At 64.9% G+C, this 16156-nt stretch carries 15 protein-coding genes; 13 read left to right on the top strand and 2 right to left on the bottom strand.

The features are described from left to right. Positions 1–77: 77 nt before the first annotated feature. On the bottom strand, positions 78–1136 hold the full coding sequence (locus AAE027_RS38965; RefSeq protein ID WP_091884922.1) for a polysaccharide deacetylase family protein: 1059 nt from the start codon (positions 1134–1136) through the stop codon (positions 78–80). A 166-nt stretch (positions 1137–1302) separates the two neighbouring features. On the opposite strand from AAE027_RS38965, the gene AAE027_RS38960 reads away from it, so the two are divergent. The 10 genes from AAE027_RS38960 to phoB all read left to right on the top strand — a co-directional run bounded on the left by AAE027_RS38960 (position 1303) and on the right by phoB (position 11274). Continuing rightward, positions 1303–2697 (top strand): OmpA family protein, encoded by a 1395-nt coding sequence (locus AAE027_RS38960; RefSeq protein WP_370991101.1) that lies wholly within the window; start codon positions 1303–1305, stop codon positions 2695–2697. A 2-nt stretch (positions 2698–2699) separates the two neighbouring features. Then, positions 2700–3002, top strand: coding sequence for a hypothetical protein (locus AAE027_RS38955; RefSeq protein ID WP_370991100.1), 303 nt, complete (start codon positions 2700–2702; stop codon positions 3000–3002). A 452-nt stretch (positions 3003–3454) separates the two neighbouring features. Then, positions 3455–4510, top strand: coding sequence for a putative bifunctional lysylphosphatidylglycerol flippase/synthetase (locus tag AAE027_RS38950; RefSeq protein ID WP_128936892.1), 1056 nt, complete (start codon positions 3455–3457; stop codon positions 4508–4510). A 33-nt stretch (positions 4511–4543) separates the two neighbouring features. Beyond that, a complete protein-coding gene (locus AAE027_RS38945) occupies positions 4544–5842 on the top strand; it encodes an ATP-binding protein (protein WP_370991099.1) in 1299 nt (432 codons plus the stop codon). A 144-nt stretch (positions 5843–5986) separates the two neighbouring features. Beyond that, positions 5987–7000, top strand: a complete 1014-nt coding sequence (gene pstS, locus AAE027_RS38940; RefSeq protein WP_091885397.1) for a phosphate ABC transporter substrate-binding protein PstS — start codon at positions 5987–5989, stop codon at positions 6998–7000. Positions 7001–7171: 171 nt separating this feature from the next. Beyond that, entirely contained in the window at positions 7172–8161 is a 990-nt protein-coding gene (gene pstC / locus AAE027_RS38935; RefSeq protein ID WP_164934782.1) for a phosphate ABC transporter permease subunit PstC, read from the top strand. Between the two features lies 1 nt (position 8162). Next, positions 8163–9008, top strand: coding sequence for a phosphate ABC transporter permease PstA (gene pstA, locus AAE027_RS38930; RefSeq protein WP_091884948.1), 846 nt, complete (start codon positions 8163–8165; stop codon positions 9006–9008). Further along, the gene (pstB, locus tag AAE027_RS38925; RefSeq protein WP_130212679.1) at positions 9005–9823 is read left to right on the top strand and encodes a phosphate ABC transporter ATP-binding protein PstB; all 819 of its coding nucleotides are present in this window, start codon (positions 9005–9007) and stop codon (positions 9821–9823) included. Before pstA ends, pstB begins: the two co-directional genes overlap by 4 nt. A gap of 11 nt (positions 9824–9834) precedes the next feature. Beyond that, positions 9835–10551 (top strand): phosphate signaling complex protein PhoU, encoded by a 717-nt coding sequence (phoU, locus tag AAE027_RS38920; protein WP_091884957.1) that lies wholly within the window; start codon positions 9835–9837, stop codon positions 10549–10551. A 15-nt stretch (positions 10552–10566) separates the two neighbouring features. Further along, a complete protein-coding gene (gene phoB, locus AAE027_RS38915) occupies positions 10567–11274 on the top strand; it encodes a phosphate regulon transcriptional regulator PhoB (RefSeq protein ID WP_008143479.1) in 708 nt (235 codons plus the stop codon). 243 nt (positions 11275–11517) lie between these two features. Here phoB and AAE027_RS38910 read toward each other — a convergent pair whose 3' ends face one another. Beyond that, the gene (locus AAE027_RS38910) at positions 11518–12030 is read right to left on the bottom strand and encodes a GcrA family cell cycle regulator (protein ID WP_370991098.1); all 513 of its coding nucleotides are present in this window, start codon (positions 12028–12030) and stop codon (positions 11518–11520) included. 468 nt (positions 12031–12498) lie between these two features. On the opposite strand from AAE027_RS38910, the gene AAE027_RS38905 reads away from it, so the two are divergent. The 3 genes from AAE027_RS38905 (at position 12499) to AAE027_RS38895 (ending at position 15804) form a co-directional block, all read left to right on the top strand. Continuing rightward, entirely contained in the window at positions 12499–13707 is a 1209-nt protein-coding gene (locus tag AAE027_RS38905) for an aspartate aminotransferase family protein (RefSeq protein ID WP_370991097.1), read from the top strand. Further along, a complete protein-coding gene (gene argF, locus AAE027_RS38900; RefSeq protein ID WP_091884961.1) occupies positions 13707–14630 on the top strand; it encodes an ornithine carbamoyltransferase in 924 nt (307 codons plus the stop codon). The genes AAE027_RS38905 and argF overlap by 1 nt, the downstream gene beginning before the upstream one ends. Positions 14631–14796: 166 nt before the next feature. Beyond that, complete coding sequence (locus AAE027_RS38895; protein ID WP_128936887.1) at positions 14797–15804, top strand: Hsp33 family molecular chaperone; 1008 nt, start codon at positions 14797–14799, stop codon at positions 15802–15804. Positions 15805–16156: the final 352 nt, after the last annotated feature.

The following is a 16156-nucleotide window of genomic DNA, read 5'->3' as shown; positions in this document are numbered from 1 at the left end:
AACAACCCCAGGGGGTGTGGGCGGGCCCGGGGGCCATTTGGCCCCCGCGCCGGGGACGACGATGACAGATTGACAAATTACGCCGCCGCAATCCGGCGAAAACCGTTCCACATCGCGGTCGCGGCGCCCGAGGTCAGCACGGGCAAGATTCGCGTGGCCTGGTAGTTGCCGTTGAGCGAGACGCGCGGCAGCGCGGTCATGTGGCCGGCGTTGTCGGCGAACAGCATGCCGGGCCGCGTCGTCACTGCGGTCTTGAACCCGGCTGCCGCAGCGAGCGCGAATTCGCGCTCGCCGGCCGCTTCGCGGTCGCCATAGGGATAGGCGAAATGCAGCACGGGGCGCTCCAGCGCCTGCTCGATCCGTGCGCGGCTCATCGCCATTTCCTGCGTGGCGATCTCCGCCGCCTGTTTGGCGAGATTGCTATGGCTGATGCTGTGCGCGCCGATCGTGACCAGGGGATCGGCGGCCAACCTCTTCACCTCGTCCCATGACAGACAGAGGCTGCGGCACAGCGCTTCCATGTCGACGCCATAATTCGTGCACAGCGCTTCGATCTCGCGCTTGAGGTCGTGCTCGCCCGGTAGCGCGCGCAGCCAGTCGTGCAAGCGGTCGAACGCCGCCTGCTTGGCAGCGGGCGTCGTCGCATCGAGCCGCAGCTTGGAATGGCCGATTCTGACGTCAATGTGCTCGGCTTTGGCGATCACCGCCTCCAGCGCGATCCACCACAGACGTCCGTTGCCCTCGGCAAAATCGCTTGCGACATAGACCGCTAAAGGCGCGTCAAATTCGCGCAGCACCGGCAGCGCATAGTCCAGGTTGTCGCGATAGCCGTCGTCGAGCGTGAAGGCGGCGAACCGGCGGGCGAACCGGCCCTGCGCCAGCCGCTCATGCAGCTCGTCCATGCCGACGATGTCGATGTCGCGTGAGCGCAAATGGCACAGCGTGGCGCGCAGGAAATCGGGGGTGACTTCGAGATGCCGGTTCGGCTGGAACGCAGCCTTACGGGCCGGCCGCACGTGATGCAGCATGAAAATGGCACCGACGCCCGACAGCAACGGGCGCAACAGATGGTGCGCCCCGCTGAAATAGAGCGCTTCCAGCCCGGCGCGGATGACGTTGTTGCGGAGTTGTTTCATTGCAGGCTGGCGGACCCCCGGGCATTCCGCCCACAACTTACGGAAGGACCCTTGAAGAAAAAGTTATTCCAGTTGTCCACCCAGGGCCTCCACAAGGGCACCATTTCCGGTTTGACAGCCTGCCAAGGGTTTGTTTTGTCTCCGGTTCCAGAGTTCGGGTCGTCGAATGCAGAAGCTTTTCAGGTGGGCCAGCAAATGGTGGCCGGGGCTGATTCCCCTGGCCGTCATGTGGGGATTTGCGGCCTGGAATAATACCTTGCCGGTCGAGGCGGACCTGGCGGCCCGCAGCTCGGCGGCGCTGAAGGATACCGTTCTGGACAAGACCCGGATCGCGGTCGACGGCCGCGACGTCAGCCTGGCCGCGGATGCCTTCTCCGAGGAGGGGCGCCGCGACGCCGTGATGGCGGTCGAAACCGTCCCCGGTGTGCGGCTGGTCGACGACCGGACCCGCCTTGTTCCCGAGGCCAAACCCTTCGTCTGGAACGCCGAACGTGACGTGGTGCGGGTGACCCTGTCGGGCTCCGCGCCGCTGCCCTCGATGCGGGCGCGGCTGACCGAGGTGGCGCGCAAGGAAGTCGCCGGCGTCGAGGTGACCGATCAGATGGGGCTGGCGCGCGGTGCGCCGCCACGGTTCGAGGCCGCCGCGACATTGCTGCTCGACCAGATCGGCAAGCTCAAGGACGGCAAGATCACGATCACAGACACCAAGGTCAATCTGTCGGGCATGGCGCGCGAACTCGGTGGTCGCGAGGCGATTGCAGCCGCGCTGAAGAACCTGCCCGAGGGTTTTTCGATCGCCGCCAACGACGTCAAGGCGCCGCCCTACATCTTCCAGGCCTACAAGGATCCGGTGGCCGCGACGGTGACGCTGACCGGCTACGTCCCCGACAACACCATCCACGCCGCGATCGCGACCAGCGCCTCGCGAAAGTTCTTCAACGAGAAGGTCGTCGACAATCTCAAGGCCAGCATCGGCGCGCCCGGCGCCTTCAACACCGCCGTGGTCGCAGCGCTCGGTGCGCTGTCGCGGCTGTCCACCGGCACACTCGTGGTCTCGGATCGGGAGGTGAAGCTGTCGGGCGATGCGCTCTACGAGGGCGCCGCCAATGACATCCGCGCAGGGCTCGGCAAGGACTTTCCGAAGAACTGGCAATACAAGCCGGAGATCACGGTGAAGCCTGCGGCAGGTCCCGTCGACGGCACCGTGTGCCAGCAATTGTTCTCGGACCTCCTGGCCAAAGGCAAGATCCGCTTCGCGGCGAAGCGCGCCGACATCGATCCGGATTCCGCCGGCATTCTCGACCATCTGATCGAGACGGCGCTGCGCTGCCCCACCACCAATATCGAGGTCGTCGGGCATACCGATGCCGACGGCGAGGACTCCTTCAACCAGGCTCTCTCGGAGAAGCGCGCCCAGGCGGTGATCGATTATCTGGTCAAGGCCGGCCTGCCCGCCAGCCGCTTCACTGCGGTCGGCCACGGCAGCACGCAGCCCCTCGCCGGCAACGACACCGACGAGGGCAAGGCGCAGAACCGCCGCATCGAATTTCTGGTGAGGTGACGATGCCCTACCTCGTTTCGTTCCATATGGGTTGGCTGATCGGCTCGCTGCTGCTGGGCTTTTGCATGGGCTGGATCTCGGTGGTCCAGCGCGGCAACGGCACCTCGAAGGTGACCGCGCGGTGGCTTGCCGCCCTTGCCGCGGGTCTGGTCGCAGCTTCGTTGTCACACGTGGTCCCCGGTCGTTTCGGCTACTGGCTCGACCTCGGCCTGATCATGTTCGCGTGCTATCTCGTGGGTTGCGCCATCGGTGCATGGCTACGCGACCGGGTGGTCTCGCGAAGCGCGCCGCCGGCTGCCCTGTGATGTTGCCGTGCACCCTCACTCCCAGGCATGGCTGCGCGTCCGCCGTGGCCTTTCGGCGCTTCAGAAATCCGTGACCGGCATCGCCTCGATGCCCCTTTCAACAGGCCGGCGCGCCCCATAGATTGACGTCGGCTTAAGCCGCGACGGAACATTGTGCGGTTGAAATCATCAAAACTTCATGGCGTCTGCGCAGGATTGCCAAGGAGATTCGCGTCAAGCCTTGCCGCCGAAAGCGCCAAACCGTGCATCAGGAGCCCGCACCCCTGCCTAAAATATTGAAGGCACGTGTTTTTGTTCGAATTGGCGAATTCCACTTCGCCCGAAAACGCGCTAGTGGAAGGGCAGGGGGCATGCGCGATGCCGGAGCCGGCGGCGAGGGGTCGTTGAGTGCCGGTGCGTCGTCCGCCTGTCTGCCGGCCAACCTGGCCGCTGAAGCGTTGTTCGAGGTCTAGATGCTGGAAGCCATACGCAGGGCGACGACGTTTCTGCGCCAGAAGCAAATCCTGCATAAGCTTGGAGTTGTGATCAGCGTCGCGGTCATCGGCATCGCTTGCTATGTGCTCTACCACATGCTCCGCGGCATCGATCGCAACGAGGTTCTGGAGGCGATCAAGAGCACCGAGCCGAGCCAGATTGCGATGGCGGCGCTGTTCGTGGCTGCGGGCTATTTCACCCTGACCTTCTACGACCTGTTCGCCACGCGCGCGATCGGGCATTCCCACGTACCCTACCGGATCAACGCGCTCGCCGCCTTCACCAGCTATTCGATCGGCCACAATGTCGGCGCCAGCGTCTTCACCGGTGGCGCGGTGCGCTACCGCATCTATTCGGCCTACGGTCTGAACGCGATCGACGTCGCAAAAATCTGCTTCCTCGCCGGCCTGACCTTCTGGCTCGGCAATGCCGCCGTGCTCGGCCTCGGCATCTCCTACCATCCCGAGGCCGCCGCCGCGATCGACCAGCTGCCGCCCTGGCTGAACCGGGCGCTGGCGATGATGATCATCGTGGGGCTGGTCGCCTATGTGGTGTGGGTCTGGACCCAGCCGCGCGTGGTCGGTCGCGGGCCCTGGACCGTGGTGCTGCCGGGCGGCCCGCTGACGCTGCTCCAGATCGCGATCGGCATCGTCGATCTCGGTTTCTGCGCGCTCGCGATGTACGTGCTGGTCCCGGACGAGCCCAACCTCGGCTTCGTCGTGGTCGCGGTGATCTTCGTCTCGGCGACACTGCTCGGCTTTGCCAGCCATTCGCCCGGAGGTCTTGGCGTGTTCGATGCCGCCATGCTGGTCGGCCTCTGGCAGATGGACCGCGAGGAGCTCTTGGGCGGGATGCTGCTGTTCCGCGTCCTCTATTATCTGTCCCCCTTCGTTCTATCTGTAATCTTGCTGACGTTTCGCGAAGTTATCATCGGCGCACGTTCGAAGCGCTTGCAGCAGGCGGCGCTCAAGCTCGACCCCGGCCCGGCGCGTGAGGCCGCTTATGTGAGAGAGCGCAGCGACAGCGGCGCCTGAGCGGCGCAAGCCTTTAAGGAGAAGCCCTCCCCGATGGCGATCGACGCCCCATCTTCTCCCAACGCCCAGCCCTGGTCCGATCGGCTGCGGCACTCGACCATCATCCTGATCGCGGCGGCGCTGGCGCTGTCGGTGGTGGTCTCGCTCGGCGAATTGTCGGCGCTGCATGCCGCGATCGTGTTCCTCTGCATCGCAGCCGCGGCGCTGATCCCCTGGCGCCTGCACGATCCCACAGCCTCGCGCGACGATGTCAGGCGCATCAACCCGGTCGAGAGCGCGGCGGTGGCCGCCGTCGTCGCCGGCATGCCGGATCCTGCGGTACTGCTCGACCGCGCCGGCCGCGTCATCCATCTCAATGCCGCCGCCGCCCAGCTCGCGCCGGCGCTGCGCAGGAACGAGCTCGCCCAGTTCGCGCTGCGCTCGCCGGAGATCATCACGGCGTTGCGCGAGGCGATCGCGACCACCGAGCCGCGGCGCGCGACCTATCTCGACCATGTCCCGGTCGATCGCTGGATGGAGCTCATGATTACGCCGGTGCCGGTGCCGACCACCTTCGGCGGCGCCGACAAATGCATGCTGATGACCTTCCACGACCAGACGCCGCTGCGCCGGGTCGAGGAGATGCGGGCCGACTTCGTTGCCAATGCCAGCCACGAGCTGCGCACGCCGCTCGCCGCGCTGTCGGGCTTCATCGACACGCTCCAGGGCCAGGCCAAGGACGATCCCAAGGCGCGCGAGCGCTTCCTCGGCATCATGCACAATCAGGCCACCCGTATGGCGCGCCTGATCGACGATCTGCTGTCGCTGTCGCGGGTCGAGCTGTCGGCCCATGTCCGCCCCGACACCCTGGTCGACCTCTTGCCGATAATCCTCCAGGTCGCCGACGGGCTCGAGCCGCTGGCGCGGGAACGCCAGGTCGATGTCGAGACCGATCTGCCGGAAGCCCCCGTGATGATCGCGGGAGACCGCGAGGAGCTGCTTCGCCTGTTCGAGAACCTGATCGAGAATGCGCTCAAATACGGCGCCTCGGGCGGACGCGTCATCGTGTCGCTGACGTCAAGCGCGGCCACTGATGGATCTCAGGAAATCCGGGCCATGGTCCGGGATTTCGGCCCGGGCATCGCGCCGGAGCACCTGCCCCGGCTGACCGAGCGCTTCTATCGGGTCGACGTCGGCGACAGCCGCTCGCAGGGTGGAACCGGGCTCGGATTATCGCTGGTGAAACATATTCTTAACCGGCATCGCGGCCGGCTCCTGATCGAAAGCGTACCCAAACAGGGCGCCACTTTTACCGCTTGTTTTCCCCAGGCCAGGCCTCCGGCTTCGACGTGAAAATCAAGCGATTCCAATCGCTTGAGGGTGTCATCCAGCTGTCACGAAACCTTCGTAAAAGCACAGCCGACCGCTCCTAAAGGGGCGGCGCGGGGAGCGCGATCGGGCGCGGATGGCGCTTCGCTCCCCTGTATGGAGACCAGCATGAATTTCCTCAAGACTATCGTCGCTGCCGGCTTGGTCGCCGCATCGACGACGGCGGCGTTTGCAGCCGACATCACGGGTGCCGGTGCGACATTCCCGTTCCCGATCTATTCGAAGTGGGCTGACGCCTACAAGAAGGAGACCGGCAACGGTCTGAACTACCAGTCGATCGGCTCGGGCGGCGGCATCAAGCAGATCCAGGCCAAGACCGTGACCTTCGGCGCCAGCGACGCGCCGCTCAAGGCCGAGCAGCTCGAGAAGGACGGCCTCGTCCAGTGGCCGATGGTGATGGGCGCCATCGTCCCCGTCGTCAACCTCGAGGGCGTGAAGCCCGGCGAACTGGTGTTCGATGGCGAGACGCTGGCCAACATCTATCTCGGCAAGATCACCAAGTGGGACGATGCCGCGATCAAGAAGCTCAATCCGAACGTGAAGCTGCCCGCGGAGGCGATCACCGTGGTCCGCCGTTCGGACGGTTCGGGCACCACCTTCAACTTCACCAACTACCTCTCCAAGGCCAGCGCGGACTGGAAGAGCAAGGTCGGTGAGGGCACCGCGGTCGAGTGGCCGGTCGGCGTCGGCGCCAAGGGCAACGAAGGCGTGTCGGGCAACATCAGCCAGACCAAGAACTCGATCGGCTATGTCGAGTACGCCTATGCCAAGCAGAACAAGCTGACCTACACCGGTCTCGTCAACAAGGCCGGCAAGCCGGTGCAGCCGACCGTCGAGGCCTTCCAGGCCGCCGCCTCCAACGCCGACTGGGCCAAGGCTCCTGGCTATTACGTCATCCTGACCGACCAGCCCGGCGACAAGTCCTGGCCGATCACGGCGGCGACCTTCATCCTGATGCACAAGTCTGCGACGGACAAGGCTGCCTCCCAGGAAGCCATCAAGTTCTTCCGCTGGGCCTTCAAGAACGGCGGCAAGGCGGCTGAAGAGCTCGACTACATCCCGATGCCGGACAGCGTCGTCCAGCTGATCGAGAAGACCTGGGCTGCCGAGATCAAGAGCTGAAGCGAATGTCCCGGGACGCGCTGCAGCGTGAAACGCTGCTGCGCAGCCCGGGACCCACAAGAACCGGGCCCCGGATCAGCGTCGCACCGCTTCGCAGCTCGCGCCGCATCCGGGGCACAACTCCGGCAACAAGCGTATAGAGAACGGGTACAGGGGATCGGCGTGGCAGAGATGGCTGTTCAGAGCGATGTAATCGACGACGCCGGACCGTATGACCGCGCCAAGGCCTTGAGCGCGTTCAAGCTCGGCGACGTCACCTTCTACTGGATCACGCGGCTTTCCGCGATCTCGGTGCTGCTGATCCTCGGCGGTATCATCATTTCGCTGATCGTCGGCGCCTTCCCGGCGATCAAGGAATACGGCCTGTCGTTCCTGTGGACGCAGCGCTGGGCGCCTTCGGCCGATCCGCCCGTGCTCGGCGCGCTCGGGCCGATGTACGGCACGCTCGTCACCTCCTTCATCGCGATGCTGATCGCCATTCCGGTCGGTCTCGGCATTGCGATCTTCCTCACCGAGCTCTGCCCGCAATGGCTGCGCCGCCCGATCGGCATGGCGATCGAGCTGCTCGCCGGCATTCCGTCGATCATCTACGGCATGTGGGGCTTCTTCGTGCTGGGCCCGTTCCTGGCCAACACCTTCCAGCCCTTCATGATCAGGGTCTTCGACGGCGTTCCGGTGCTGGGGGCAATCTTCGCAGGTCCCCCGTCCTATCTCAGCCTGTTCAATGCCGCGCTGATCCTCGCCATCATGGTGCTGCCCTTCATCACCTCGATCTCGGTCGACGTGTTCAAGACGGTGCCGCCGGTGCTGAAAGAGGCCGCCTATGGCGTCGGCTGCACCACCTGGGAAGTCGTCCGCAGCGTGGTGATCCCCTACACCCGTGTCGGCATCATCGGCGGTGTCATGCTGGCGCTGGGCCGCGCGCTCGGCGAGACCATGGCGGTGACCTTCATCATCGGAAACTCGTTCCGGATCTCCTCGTCGATCTTCGCACCGGGCACCACGATCTCGGCCGCGATCGCCTCCGAGTTCGCCGAGAGCGACGGCCTGCACCAGTCCGGCCTGATCCTGCTCGGTCTGCTCCTGTTCGTGCTGACGTTCTTCGTGCTCGCGGCCGCGCGGCTGATGCTGCTGCGTCTGGAACAGAAGGCGGGGAAGTGACATGAACCCGATTTACGCACGCCGCCGCCGCACCGACATCGTCATCCGCGGGCTCTGCATCGCCGCCGCCGCCTTCGGCGTCACCTGGCTCGCGCTGATCCTGATCACGCTGCTCTACAACGGCCTTAGCGGCCTGAACCTCCAGGTCTTCACCGAGAACACGCCGCCGCCCGGCTCCTCCGAAGGCGGCCTGCTCAACGCCATCGTCGGCTCGCTGATCATGACCGTGCTCGGCGTCGGCATCGGCGCGCCACTCGGCTTGTTCGCCGGCACCTATCTCGCCGAGTACGGCCGCAACGACAAGCTGACCTCGGTGATCCGCTTCATCAACGACATCCTGTTGTCGGCGCCCTCGATCATCATCGGCCTGTTCATCTACGGCGCCGTGGTGGTGCCGATGCGCGGCTTCTCGGCGATCGCGGGTAGCCTCGCGCTCGCCGTGATCGTCATCCCCGTGGTGCTTCGCACCACCGAGGACATGCTGCTTCTGGTGCCGAACGCGCTGCGCGAGGCGGCCTCCGCGCTCGGCCTGCCGCGCTCGCTGGTGATCAAGCGCATCGCCTACCGCGCCGCGCGCTCCGGCCTCATCACCGGCGTGCTGCTCGCCACCGCCCGCGTCGCCGGCGAGACCGCGCCGCTGCTGTTCACCGCGCTGTCGAACCAGTTCTTCAGCCTCGGCCTGAACAAGACGATGGCCAACCTGCCCGTGACCATCAACAATTTCGTGCAGAGCCCCTACGCCTATTGGAAGCAACTCGCCTGGAGCGGCGCGCTGCTGATCACGCTCACCGTGCTTGCCCTGAACATTGGCGCCCGCATCCTCGGTGCCGAGAGGACCGCAAAATGACCGACCTGTCCGTATCCGTGAGTTCCAACGCTCACCTGGCCTCGCATCCGCTGCCGGAAGCGCCCGCCAAGGTGACGGTGCGCAACCTCAACTTCTATTACGGCGAGCATCACGCGCTGAAGAACATCAACCTGACGCTCGGCACCAACCGCGTCACGGCGTTCATCGGCCCGTCGGGCTGCGGCAAGTCGACCCTGCTGCGCATCTTCAACCGGATGTACGACCTCTATCCGGGCCAGCGCGTCACCGGTCAGCTGATGCTCGACCAGACCAACATTCTCGACCCCAAGCTCGACCTCAATCTGCTGCGCGCCCGCGTCGGCATGGTGTTCCAGAAGCCGACGCCGTTCCCGATGACGATCTACGAGAACATCGCCTTCGGTATCCGCCTCTACGAGAAGATCTCGAAGTCGGAGATGGACGACCGGGTCGAGAAGGCGCTGCGCGGCGGCGCGCTGTGGAACGAGGTCAAGGACAAGCTCAACGCTTCGGGCCTGTCGCTCTCCGGCGGCCAGCAGCAGCGCCTCTGCATCGCCCGCACGGTCGCGGTGCGGCCTGAAGTGATCTTGTTCGACGAGCCCTGCTCGGCGCTCGATCCGATCTCGACCGCCAAGGTCGAGGAGCTGATCCAGGAACTGTCCGAGAACTACACGATCGCGATCGTCACCCACAACATGCAGCAGGCGGCGCGCGTCTCCGACAAGACCGCCTTCATGTATCTCGGCGAACTGATCGAGTTCGACGACACCAGCAAGATCTTCACGTCGCCGAGCGACCGGCGTACGCAGGATTACATTACCGGCCGGTTCGGCTGAGGAGACGGGACATGGGTACTGAACATACCGCAAAGGCCTTTGACACCGACCTCCAGGAGCTCACCCGCCTGGTCGCCGAGATGGGCGGCATCGCCGAGCGCATGATCGTCGATTCCGTCGACGCTCTGATCCGCCGCGACGTCGCGCTCGGTCAGCGCGTCGTCACCACCGACGCCGAGCTCGATGCGCTGCAGAAGCGCATCGAGGAGCGCGCCGTGCTCACCATCGCCCGCCGCCAGCCGATGGCGGTGGATCTGCGCGAGATCGTCGGCGCCATGCGCGTCGCCACCGATCTCGAGCGCATCGGCGACCTCGCCAAGAACATGGGCAAGCGCGTTGCGGCGCTGGAGACGGACTTCCATCCGCTAAAACTGTTTCGCGGCCTGGAGCACATGACCGACCTCGTGCAGCAGCAGGTCAAGTCGGTGCTGGACGCCTATGCCGCGCATGATCTGCCGGCGGCAATGGCGGTGTGGAAGGGCGATGAGGAAGTCGACGCCATCTGCACCTCGCTGTTCCGCGAACTCCTCACCTACATGATGGAGGATCCGCGCAACATCTCGTTCTGCATCCATCTGATGTTCTGCGCCAAGAACATCGAGCGGATCGGCGACCACGCCACCAACATCGCCGAGACCGTGTTCTACATGATCGAGGGTCAGGCGATCACCGACAAGCGGCCGAAGGGCGATATGACGACCTTCGCCACGACGGTACCGAATACCTGAGGGAGCGACGACAACATGGGCGCACGCATTATGGTGGTTGAGGACGAGGAAGCTCTCACCGAGCTTCTCCGTTACAACCTCGAAGGCGACGGCTATGACGTGGAGACGGTGATGCGCGGCGACGACGCCGACACCCGCCTCAAGGAACACATCCCGGATCTGATCGTGCTCGACTGGATGCTGCCGGGACTGTCGGGCATCGAGCTGTGCCGGCGGCTGCGCACCCGTCCCGAGACCAAGCAGCTCCCGATCATCATGCTCACCGCGCGCGGCGAGGAGAGCGAGCGGGTGCGGGGTCTTGCGACCGGCGCCGACGACTACATCGTCAAGCCGTTCTCGGTGCCGGAGCTGCTCGCGCGCGTGAAGGGCCTTCTGCGGCGCGCAAGTCCGGAGCGGCTCGCCACCGTGCTCGCCTATGGCGACATCGAGCTCGATCGCGACAAGCGCCGGGTGGCGCGCTCGGGCCGGCCGATCGATCTCGGCCCGACCGAATATCGCCTGCTGGAGTTCTTCCTGGAGCATCCCGGCCGCGTGTTCTCGCGCGAGCAGCTGCTCGACAGCGTCTGGGGCCGCGACATCTATATCGACGAGCGCACCGTGGACGTCCATATCGGCCGCCTGCGCAAGCTGCTCAATCTCGGCCGCGAGCAGGACCCGATCCGCACCGTCCGCGGCGCCGGCTATGCGCTGGATGATCGGTTTGCGAAAGCGGAGCAGACGTAAGGCGTTTGGTGGGGATGAGTTAGCGAGCTGTCGCCCCAATTTCCGTGTCGTCCCGGCGAAGGCCGGGACCCATACCGCGTGATCTATCGATTGGGCGCGGTCTTGATTGCACGGTGCAGCCGCATCATTGAGAGTCTTCGCCAAATGGCATTCGGTGGCTATGGGTCCCGGCCTTCGCCGGGACGACACCGATCATGTAGAGCCGCGATCGCACGACGGCTCATTTCTGGCCTCAGAACGAACTCACCGCGTGCTCGGCTTGGCCGGCGCCCGCCGGCGATCCGCGGCCGGCTGATAGGCGACGCGCGAGTGCTGGGCACAGTAGGGCAGGCCGGACAGCGCCCTGCCGCCGCAGAAGAAGAAATCCGGGCTCGAGGGATCGCCGACCGGCCAGTGGCAGGTTGCCTCGTTCAATTCCAGCAGCGACAGCCGCTGGCTCATCGGCACCACGTTGTCGTAGGTGACCGGTTCGACCTCCACCTCGACCTCGAAGGCCTGCGCCAGCGCGGTGTTGCCGCGCGAGATCGGCCGGGTCACCCGCATCATGTGCTGTGCTGGGCGCGCCTTGCGCGGCCGCGGCGCGGCCGAAGATGGGCTCTTGGCGCGGCCCGACAGGCCGAGCCTGTGCACTTTGCCGATCACGGCATTGCGGGTCACATTGCCGAGCTCGGCCGCGATCTGGCTGGCCGAAAGTCCGGCCTCCCAGAGCTTTTTCAGCTGCTCGACGCGATCGTCGGACCAGGTCAAAACCGTCATTGCACCCTTTCCCTCGCTGCGCGCCGCCATCCTGGGGCCTCACAGCGAATGCCTAAGCCTTGAAAAACCCGTGCCGCCAGAATCCCTTAAGGCTCGCCGGGCGCGCTACTGACGCCCGAACGTTTACGCCGGTACATGAGGACTTAGAGGATCAGAACCGCTGCACGAGATGTCGTATCTGACAGGCCAAACGCTACAATATGGCGTGACTCCCGCGCAAGAGTCCGCCGACTCGCTTCCACATGTTCCGTGGTGAAAACCCCGCAAAATCGGCACCGCAAGACTACGGATTCAGCGTTTCGCGAGGCTTTCCGGGCGGCATTGACACCGGTCTTGCCAGGCATAAGATAGTGCCGCGTGCCGCCCTTAAAAGGCGGCACGTTTCGTTTTCCGGACCGGTCAATGGTGCGCTGCGCAAGGCACGCCAGGCAGGTCTCAACTTTCAAATGCAACATCCAAGTGATGGTCATGACCAACAGCGCCGCGCCGCATCTGCTTCCCGTTTTCGCCAGGGCCGACCTTGGTTTCGAGCGCGGCGAAGGCTGCTGGCTGATCGCGACCAATGGCGATCGCTATCTCGATTTCACGTCGGGCGTTGCGGTGAACGCGCTCGGCCATGCCCATCCCGCGCTGGTCAAGGCGTTGCAGGAGCAGGCGACGAAGCTCTGGCACATGTCGAACCTGTTCCAGAGTCCGGATGGCGAACGGCTTGCAACGCGTCTGTGCAACGAGAGTTTCGCGGACTTCGTGTTCTTCTGTAATTCGGGCGCCGAAGCGCTGGAATGCGTGATCAAGGTCGTGCGGCGCTATCACGCTGCCAAAGGCCATCCCGATCGCTATCGCATGATCACCTTCGAGGGCGCTTTCCATGGCCGTACGCTGGCGACGCTGGCTGCGACGGGCTCGGCAAAATATCTCGAAGGTTTCGGCCCGCCGATGGACGGCTTCGACCAGGTCCCGCATGGCGATATCGAGGCCGTGAAGAAGGCGATCGGTCCGCAGACCGCCGGCATCCTGATCGAGCCGATCCAGGGCGAGGGCGGTGTGCGTTCGTCGACACCCGCGTTCCTCAAGGCGCTGCGTCAGCTCTGCGACGAGAAGGGCCTGTTGCTCGCGTTCGACGAGGTGCAGACCGGCATGGGCCGCACCGGCGATCTGTTCGCGCATCGCCGTCTCGGCGTCACGCCCGACGTGATGTCGCTGGCGAAGGCGCTCGGTGGCGGCTTTCCGATCGGTGCTTGCCTTGCGACCGCGGAAGCGGCCTCCGGCATGACGCCCGGATCGCACGGCTCGACCTTCGGCGGCAATCCGCTCGCGATCTCTGCTGCGAACGCCGTGCTCGACGTCATGCTCAAGCCTGGCTTCTTCGACCACGTGCAGAAGATGTCGCTGCTGCTCAAGCAGAAGCTCGCCTCCGTGATCGATCGCCATCCTGATGTCGTCAGCGAAGTGCGGGGCGAGGGTCTCCTGATCGGCATCAAGGCGGTCGTGCCTTCGGGTGATCTCGTTGCCGCCTTGCGCCACGAAAAACTGCTCACCGTCGGCGCCGGCGACAATGTCGTGCGCTTTCTGCCGCCTCTGATCGTCACCGAAGCCGAGATCGAGGACAGCATCGGGCGGCTCGAGCGCGCCTGCACGGCGATCTCGTCCAGTCAGACCAAGCGGGCGGCAAGCTAATGAGCAAGTCGCCAAAGCACTTCCTCGACATCAACGAGCTCCCGCTGTCGGAGCTCAAGCGCATGCTCGCCGCATCCTCGGCCATGAAGGCGAAGCAGAAGGCGCATCAGCCGGTCAGGCCGCTCGAAGGCAAGACGCTGGCGATGATCTTCGAGCGCCCCTCGACGCGGACGCGGGTGTCGTTCGACGTCGCCATGCGCCAGCTCGGCGGCGAGCCCATCATGCTCACCGGTGCCGAAATGCAGCTGGGCCGTGGCGAGACCATCGCCGACACCGCGCGCGTGCTGTCGCGCTATGTCGACGCCATCATGATCCGCATCCTCAATCACGAGGCGCTGCTGGAGCTTGCGGCCTATGCGACCGTGCCCGTCATCAACGGCCTGACGCGCCGTTCGCACCCTTGCCAGGTGATGGCCGACCTCATGACCTATGAGGAGCATCGCGGCCCGATCGAGGGCAAGACGGTGGCCTGGACCGGTGACGACAACAACGTGCTGGCGTCCTGGGCCCACGCCGCCGAGCGCTTCAAATTCCAGCTCAACGTCGCAACGCCCCCGGAGCTCGCGCCGAAGAAGGCAATGCGCGACTGGATCAAGACGACCAATGCGCCGATCGTGCTCGGCACCGATCCGGAAGCCGCCGTGCGCGGTGCCGATTGCGTCGTCACCGACACCTGGGTGTCGATGGGCGACAAGGAAGGCGAGCACCGCCACAACGTGCTCAAGCCGTACCAGGTCAATGCCAAGCTGATGTCGCTGGCCAAGTCCGATGCGCTGTTCATGCACTGCCTGCCCGCCCACCGCGGCGAAGAGGTCACCGATGACGTGATCGACGGCCCGCAATCGGTCGTGTTCGACGAGGCCGAAAACCGCCTGCACGCGCAGAAGGGCATTCTGGCCTGGTGCTTTGACGCGGTGAAGTAACGCGCGACGGTAGATTATTTATTCGTCGTCCCGGCCTAGTGCGCAATTGCGCACTAGGCCAGGACGACATCGAGTTTGCGGTAATGTCGGGCAATCATAGCTGCATCCGGAACACGCCGCCTCGCACCCCTTCCAATCCCTCACCTCCGACCCCAGATAGAGCGCCATGGTTTTCCAATCCCCTGACATGAAAACCGGGCTCGAAGGCCCGGTTCGCGCGCCATCAGCAGTTCCGATCGATGACGCCGTGCTGCCCTACGAGGTCGATGCGCTCGACGTGCGCGGCCGCCTGGTGCGGCTCGGCCCGGCGCTCGACGACATCCTCACCAAGCACGATTATCCCGCCCCCGTCGGCAAGCTGCTCGGCGAGGCCATCGTGCTGACGACGTTGCTCGGCTCGGCGCTGAAATTCGAGGGCCGCTTCATCCTTCAAGCCCAGACCGACGGTCCGGTATCGTTCCTGGTCGTCGACTACATGGCGCCGGATCGCCTGCGCGCCTATGCGCGCTTCGATGCTGCGCGCCTCGGTGACGCCAGGGATTCAGGGACGCTGCTCGGCCGCGGCCATCTCGCCATGACCATCGACCAGGGTCCCGACATGAGCCGTTACCAGGGCCTGGTCGCGCTCGACGGCGGCGGCCTCGAAGAGGCCGCCCACGAATATTTCCTGCGCTCCGAGCAGATCCCGACGCGCGTGCGCCTCGCGGTCGGCGAGGAATGGCGCAGTAGCGACGGCGGCAAGCATCGCTGGCGTGCCGGCGGCATGCTGATGCAGTTTTTGCCGAAGGCACCGGAGCGCGCGCGGCAGGCCGATTTGCATCCCGGCAACGCGCCCGAAGGCACCGAGGTGCACAGTGTCGCGGAAGACGACGCCTGGGTCGAGGCGCGCTCGCTGATCGAGACCGTCGAGGACGTCGAGCTGATCGATCCCGAGCTGTCCGGTGAGCGGCTGCTGTTCCGGCTGTTTCACGAGCGCGGCGTGCGCGTGTTCAATCCACAGGTCCTGAAGGCACAATGCTCCTGCTCGCGCGATGCGGTCGCGTCCATGCTGAAGAGCTTCTCGTCCGACGATCGCGCCGCGATGGTCAAGGACGACAAGGTCGTGGTGACCTGCGAGTTCTGCTCGTCGGTCTACCAGTTCACGCCGCACGAGGCGGGCGTGGAGAACGCGTAGGCCTCCATTTCCCGTCATTGCGAGCGCAGCGAAGCAATCCAGAAATGCATCCGCGGTGTCAGTCTGGATTGCTTCGTCGCATCAGCGCAAAATTGCTTTGCAATGTCGCGAGCTCCTCGCAATGACGAGTTTGGGGCACGCCCGCGCCTCATTCTCGCTGTCATCGCCCGGCTTGACCGGGCGATCCAGTACTCCGAGACAACAGTGATTGAACCGATAGGCTGCGGCGTACTGGATTCCCCGCTTTCGCGGAGAATGACAGCGTCATTTGGAGAACGGCGCAGCCGCCTCATACTCCGTCATTGCGAGCGCAGCGAAGCAATCCAGAGTCTTTCCGCGGAGGGATTCTGGA

Source organism: Bradyrhizobium sp. DN3 (assembly GCF_041357655.1).
Classification (GTDB): domain Bacteria; phylum Pseudomonadota; class Alphaproteobacteria; order Rhizobiales; family Xanthobacteraceae; genus Bradyrhizobium.
Note: the sequence above shows the minus strand (reverse complement) of the source record. Positions and strands in the feature narration are given on the sequence as shown.

Coding starts and splice junctions, on each gene's coding strand:
- phoU (WP_091884957.1), top strand. CDS start 9,835: ATGGGTACTGAACATACCGCAAAGGCCTTTGACACCGACCTCCAGGAG.
- pstB (WP_130212679.1), top strand. CDS start 9,005: ATGACCGACCTGTCCGTATCCGTGAGTTCCAACGCTCACCTGGCCTCG.
- pstS (WP_091885397.1), top strand. CDS start 5,987: ATGAATTTCCTCAAGACTATCGTCGCTGCCGGCTTGGTCGCCGCATCG.
- phoB (WP_008143479.1), top strand. CDS start 10,567: ATGGGCGCACGCATTATGGTGGTTGAGGACGAGGAAGCTCTCACCGAG.
- AAE027_RS38960 (WP_370991101.1), top strand. CDS start 1,303: ATGCAGAAGCTTTTCAGGTGGGCCAGCAAATGGTGGCCGGGGCTGATT.
- AAE027_RS38895 (WP_128936887.1), top strand. CDS start 14,797: ATGGTTTTCCAATCCCCTGACATGAAAACCGGGCTCGAAGGCCCGGTT.
- AAE027_RS38945 (WP_370991099.1), top strand. CDS start 4,544: ATGGCGATCGACGCCCCATCTTCTCCCAACGCCCAGCCCTGGTCCGAT.
- AAE027_RS38910 (WP_370991098.1), bottom strand. CDS start 12,030: ATGACGGTTTTGACCTGGTCCGACGATCGCGTCGAGCAGCTGAAAAAG.
- AAE027_RS38965 (WP_091884922.1), bottom strand. CDS start 1,136: ATGAAACAACTCCGCAACAACGTCATCCGCGCCGGGCTGGAAGCGCTC.
- AAE027_RS38905 (WP_370991097.1), top strand. CDS start 12,499: ATGACCAACAGCGCCGCGCCGCATCTGCTTCCCGTTTTCGCCAGGGCC.
- pstA (WP_091884948.1), top strand. CDS start 8,163: ATGAACCCGATTTACGCACGCCGCCGCCGCACCGACATCGTCATCCGC.
- AAE027_RS38950 (WP_128936892.1), top strand. CDS start 3,455: ATGCTGGAAGCCATACGCAGGGCGACGACGTTTCTGCGCCAGAAGCAA.
- pstC (WP_164934782.1), top strand. CDS start 7,172: ATGGCTGTTCAGAGCGATGTAATCGACGACGCCGGACCGTATGACCGC.
- argF (WP_091884961.1), top strand. CDS start 13,707: ATGAGCAAGTCGCCAAAGCACTTCCTCGACATCAACGAGCTCCCGCTG.
- AAE027_RS38955 (WP_370991100.1), top strand. CDS start 2,700: ATGCCCTACCTCGTTTCGTTCCATATGGGTTGGCTGATCGGCTCGCTG.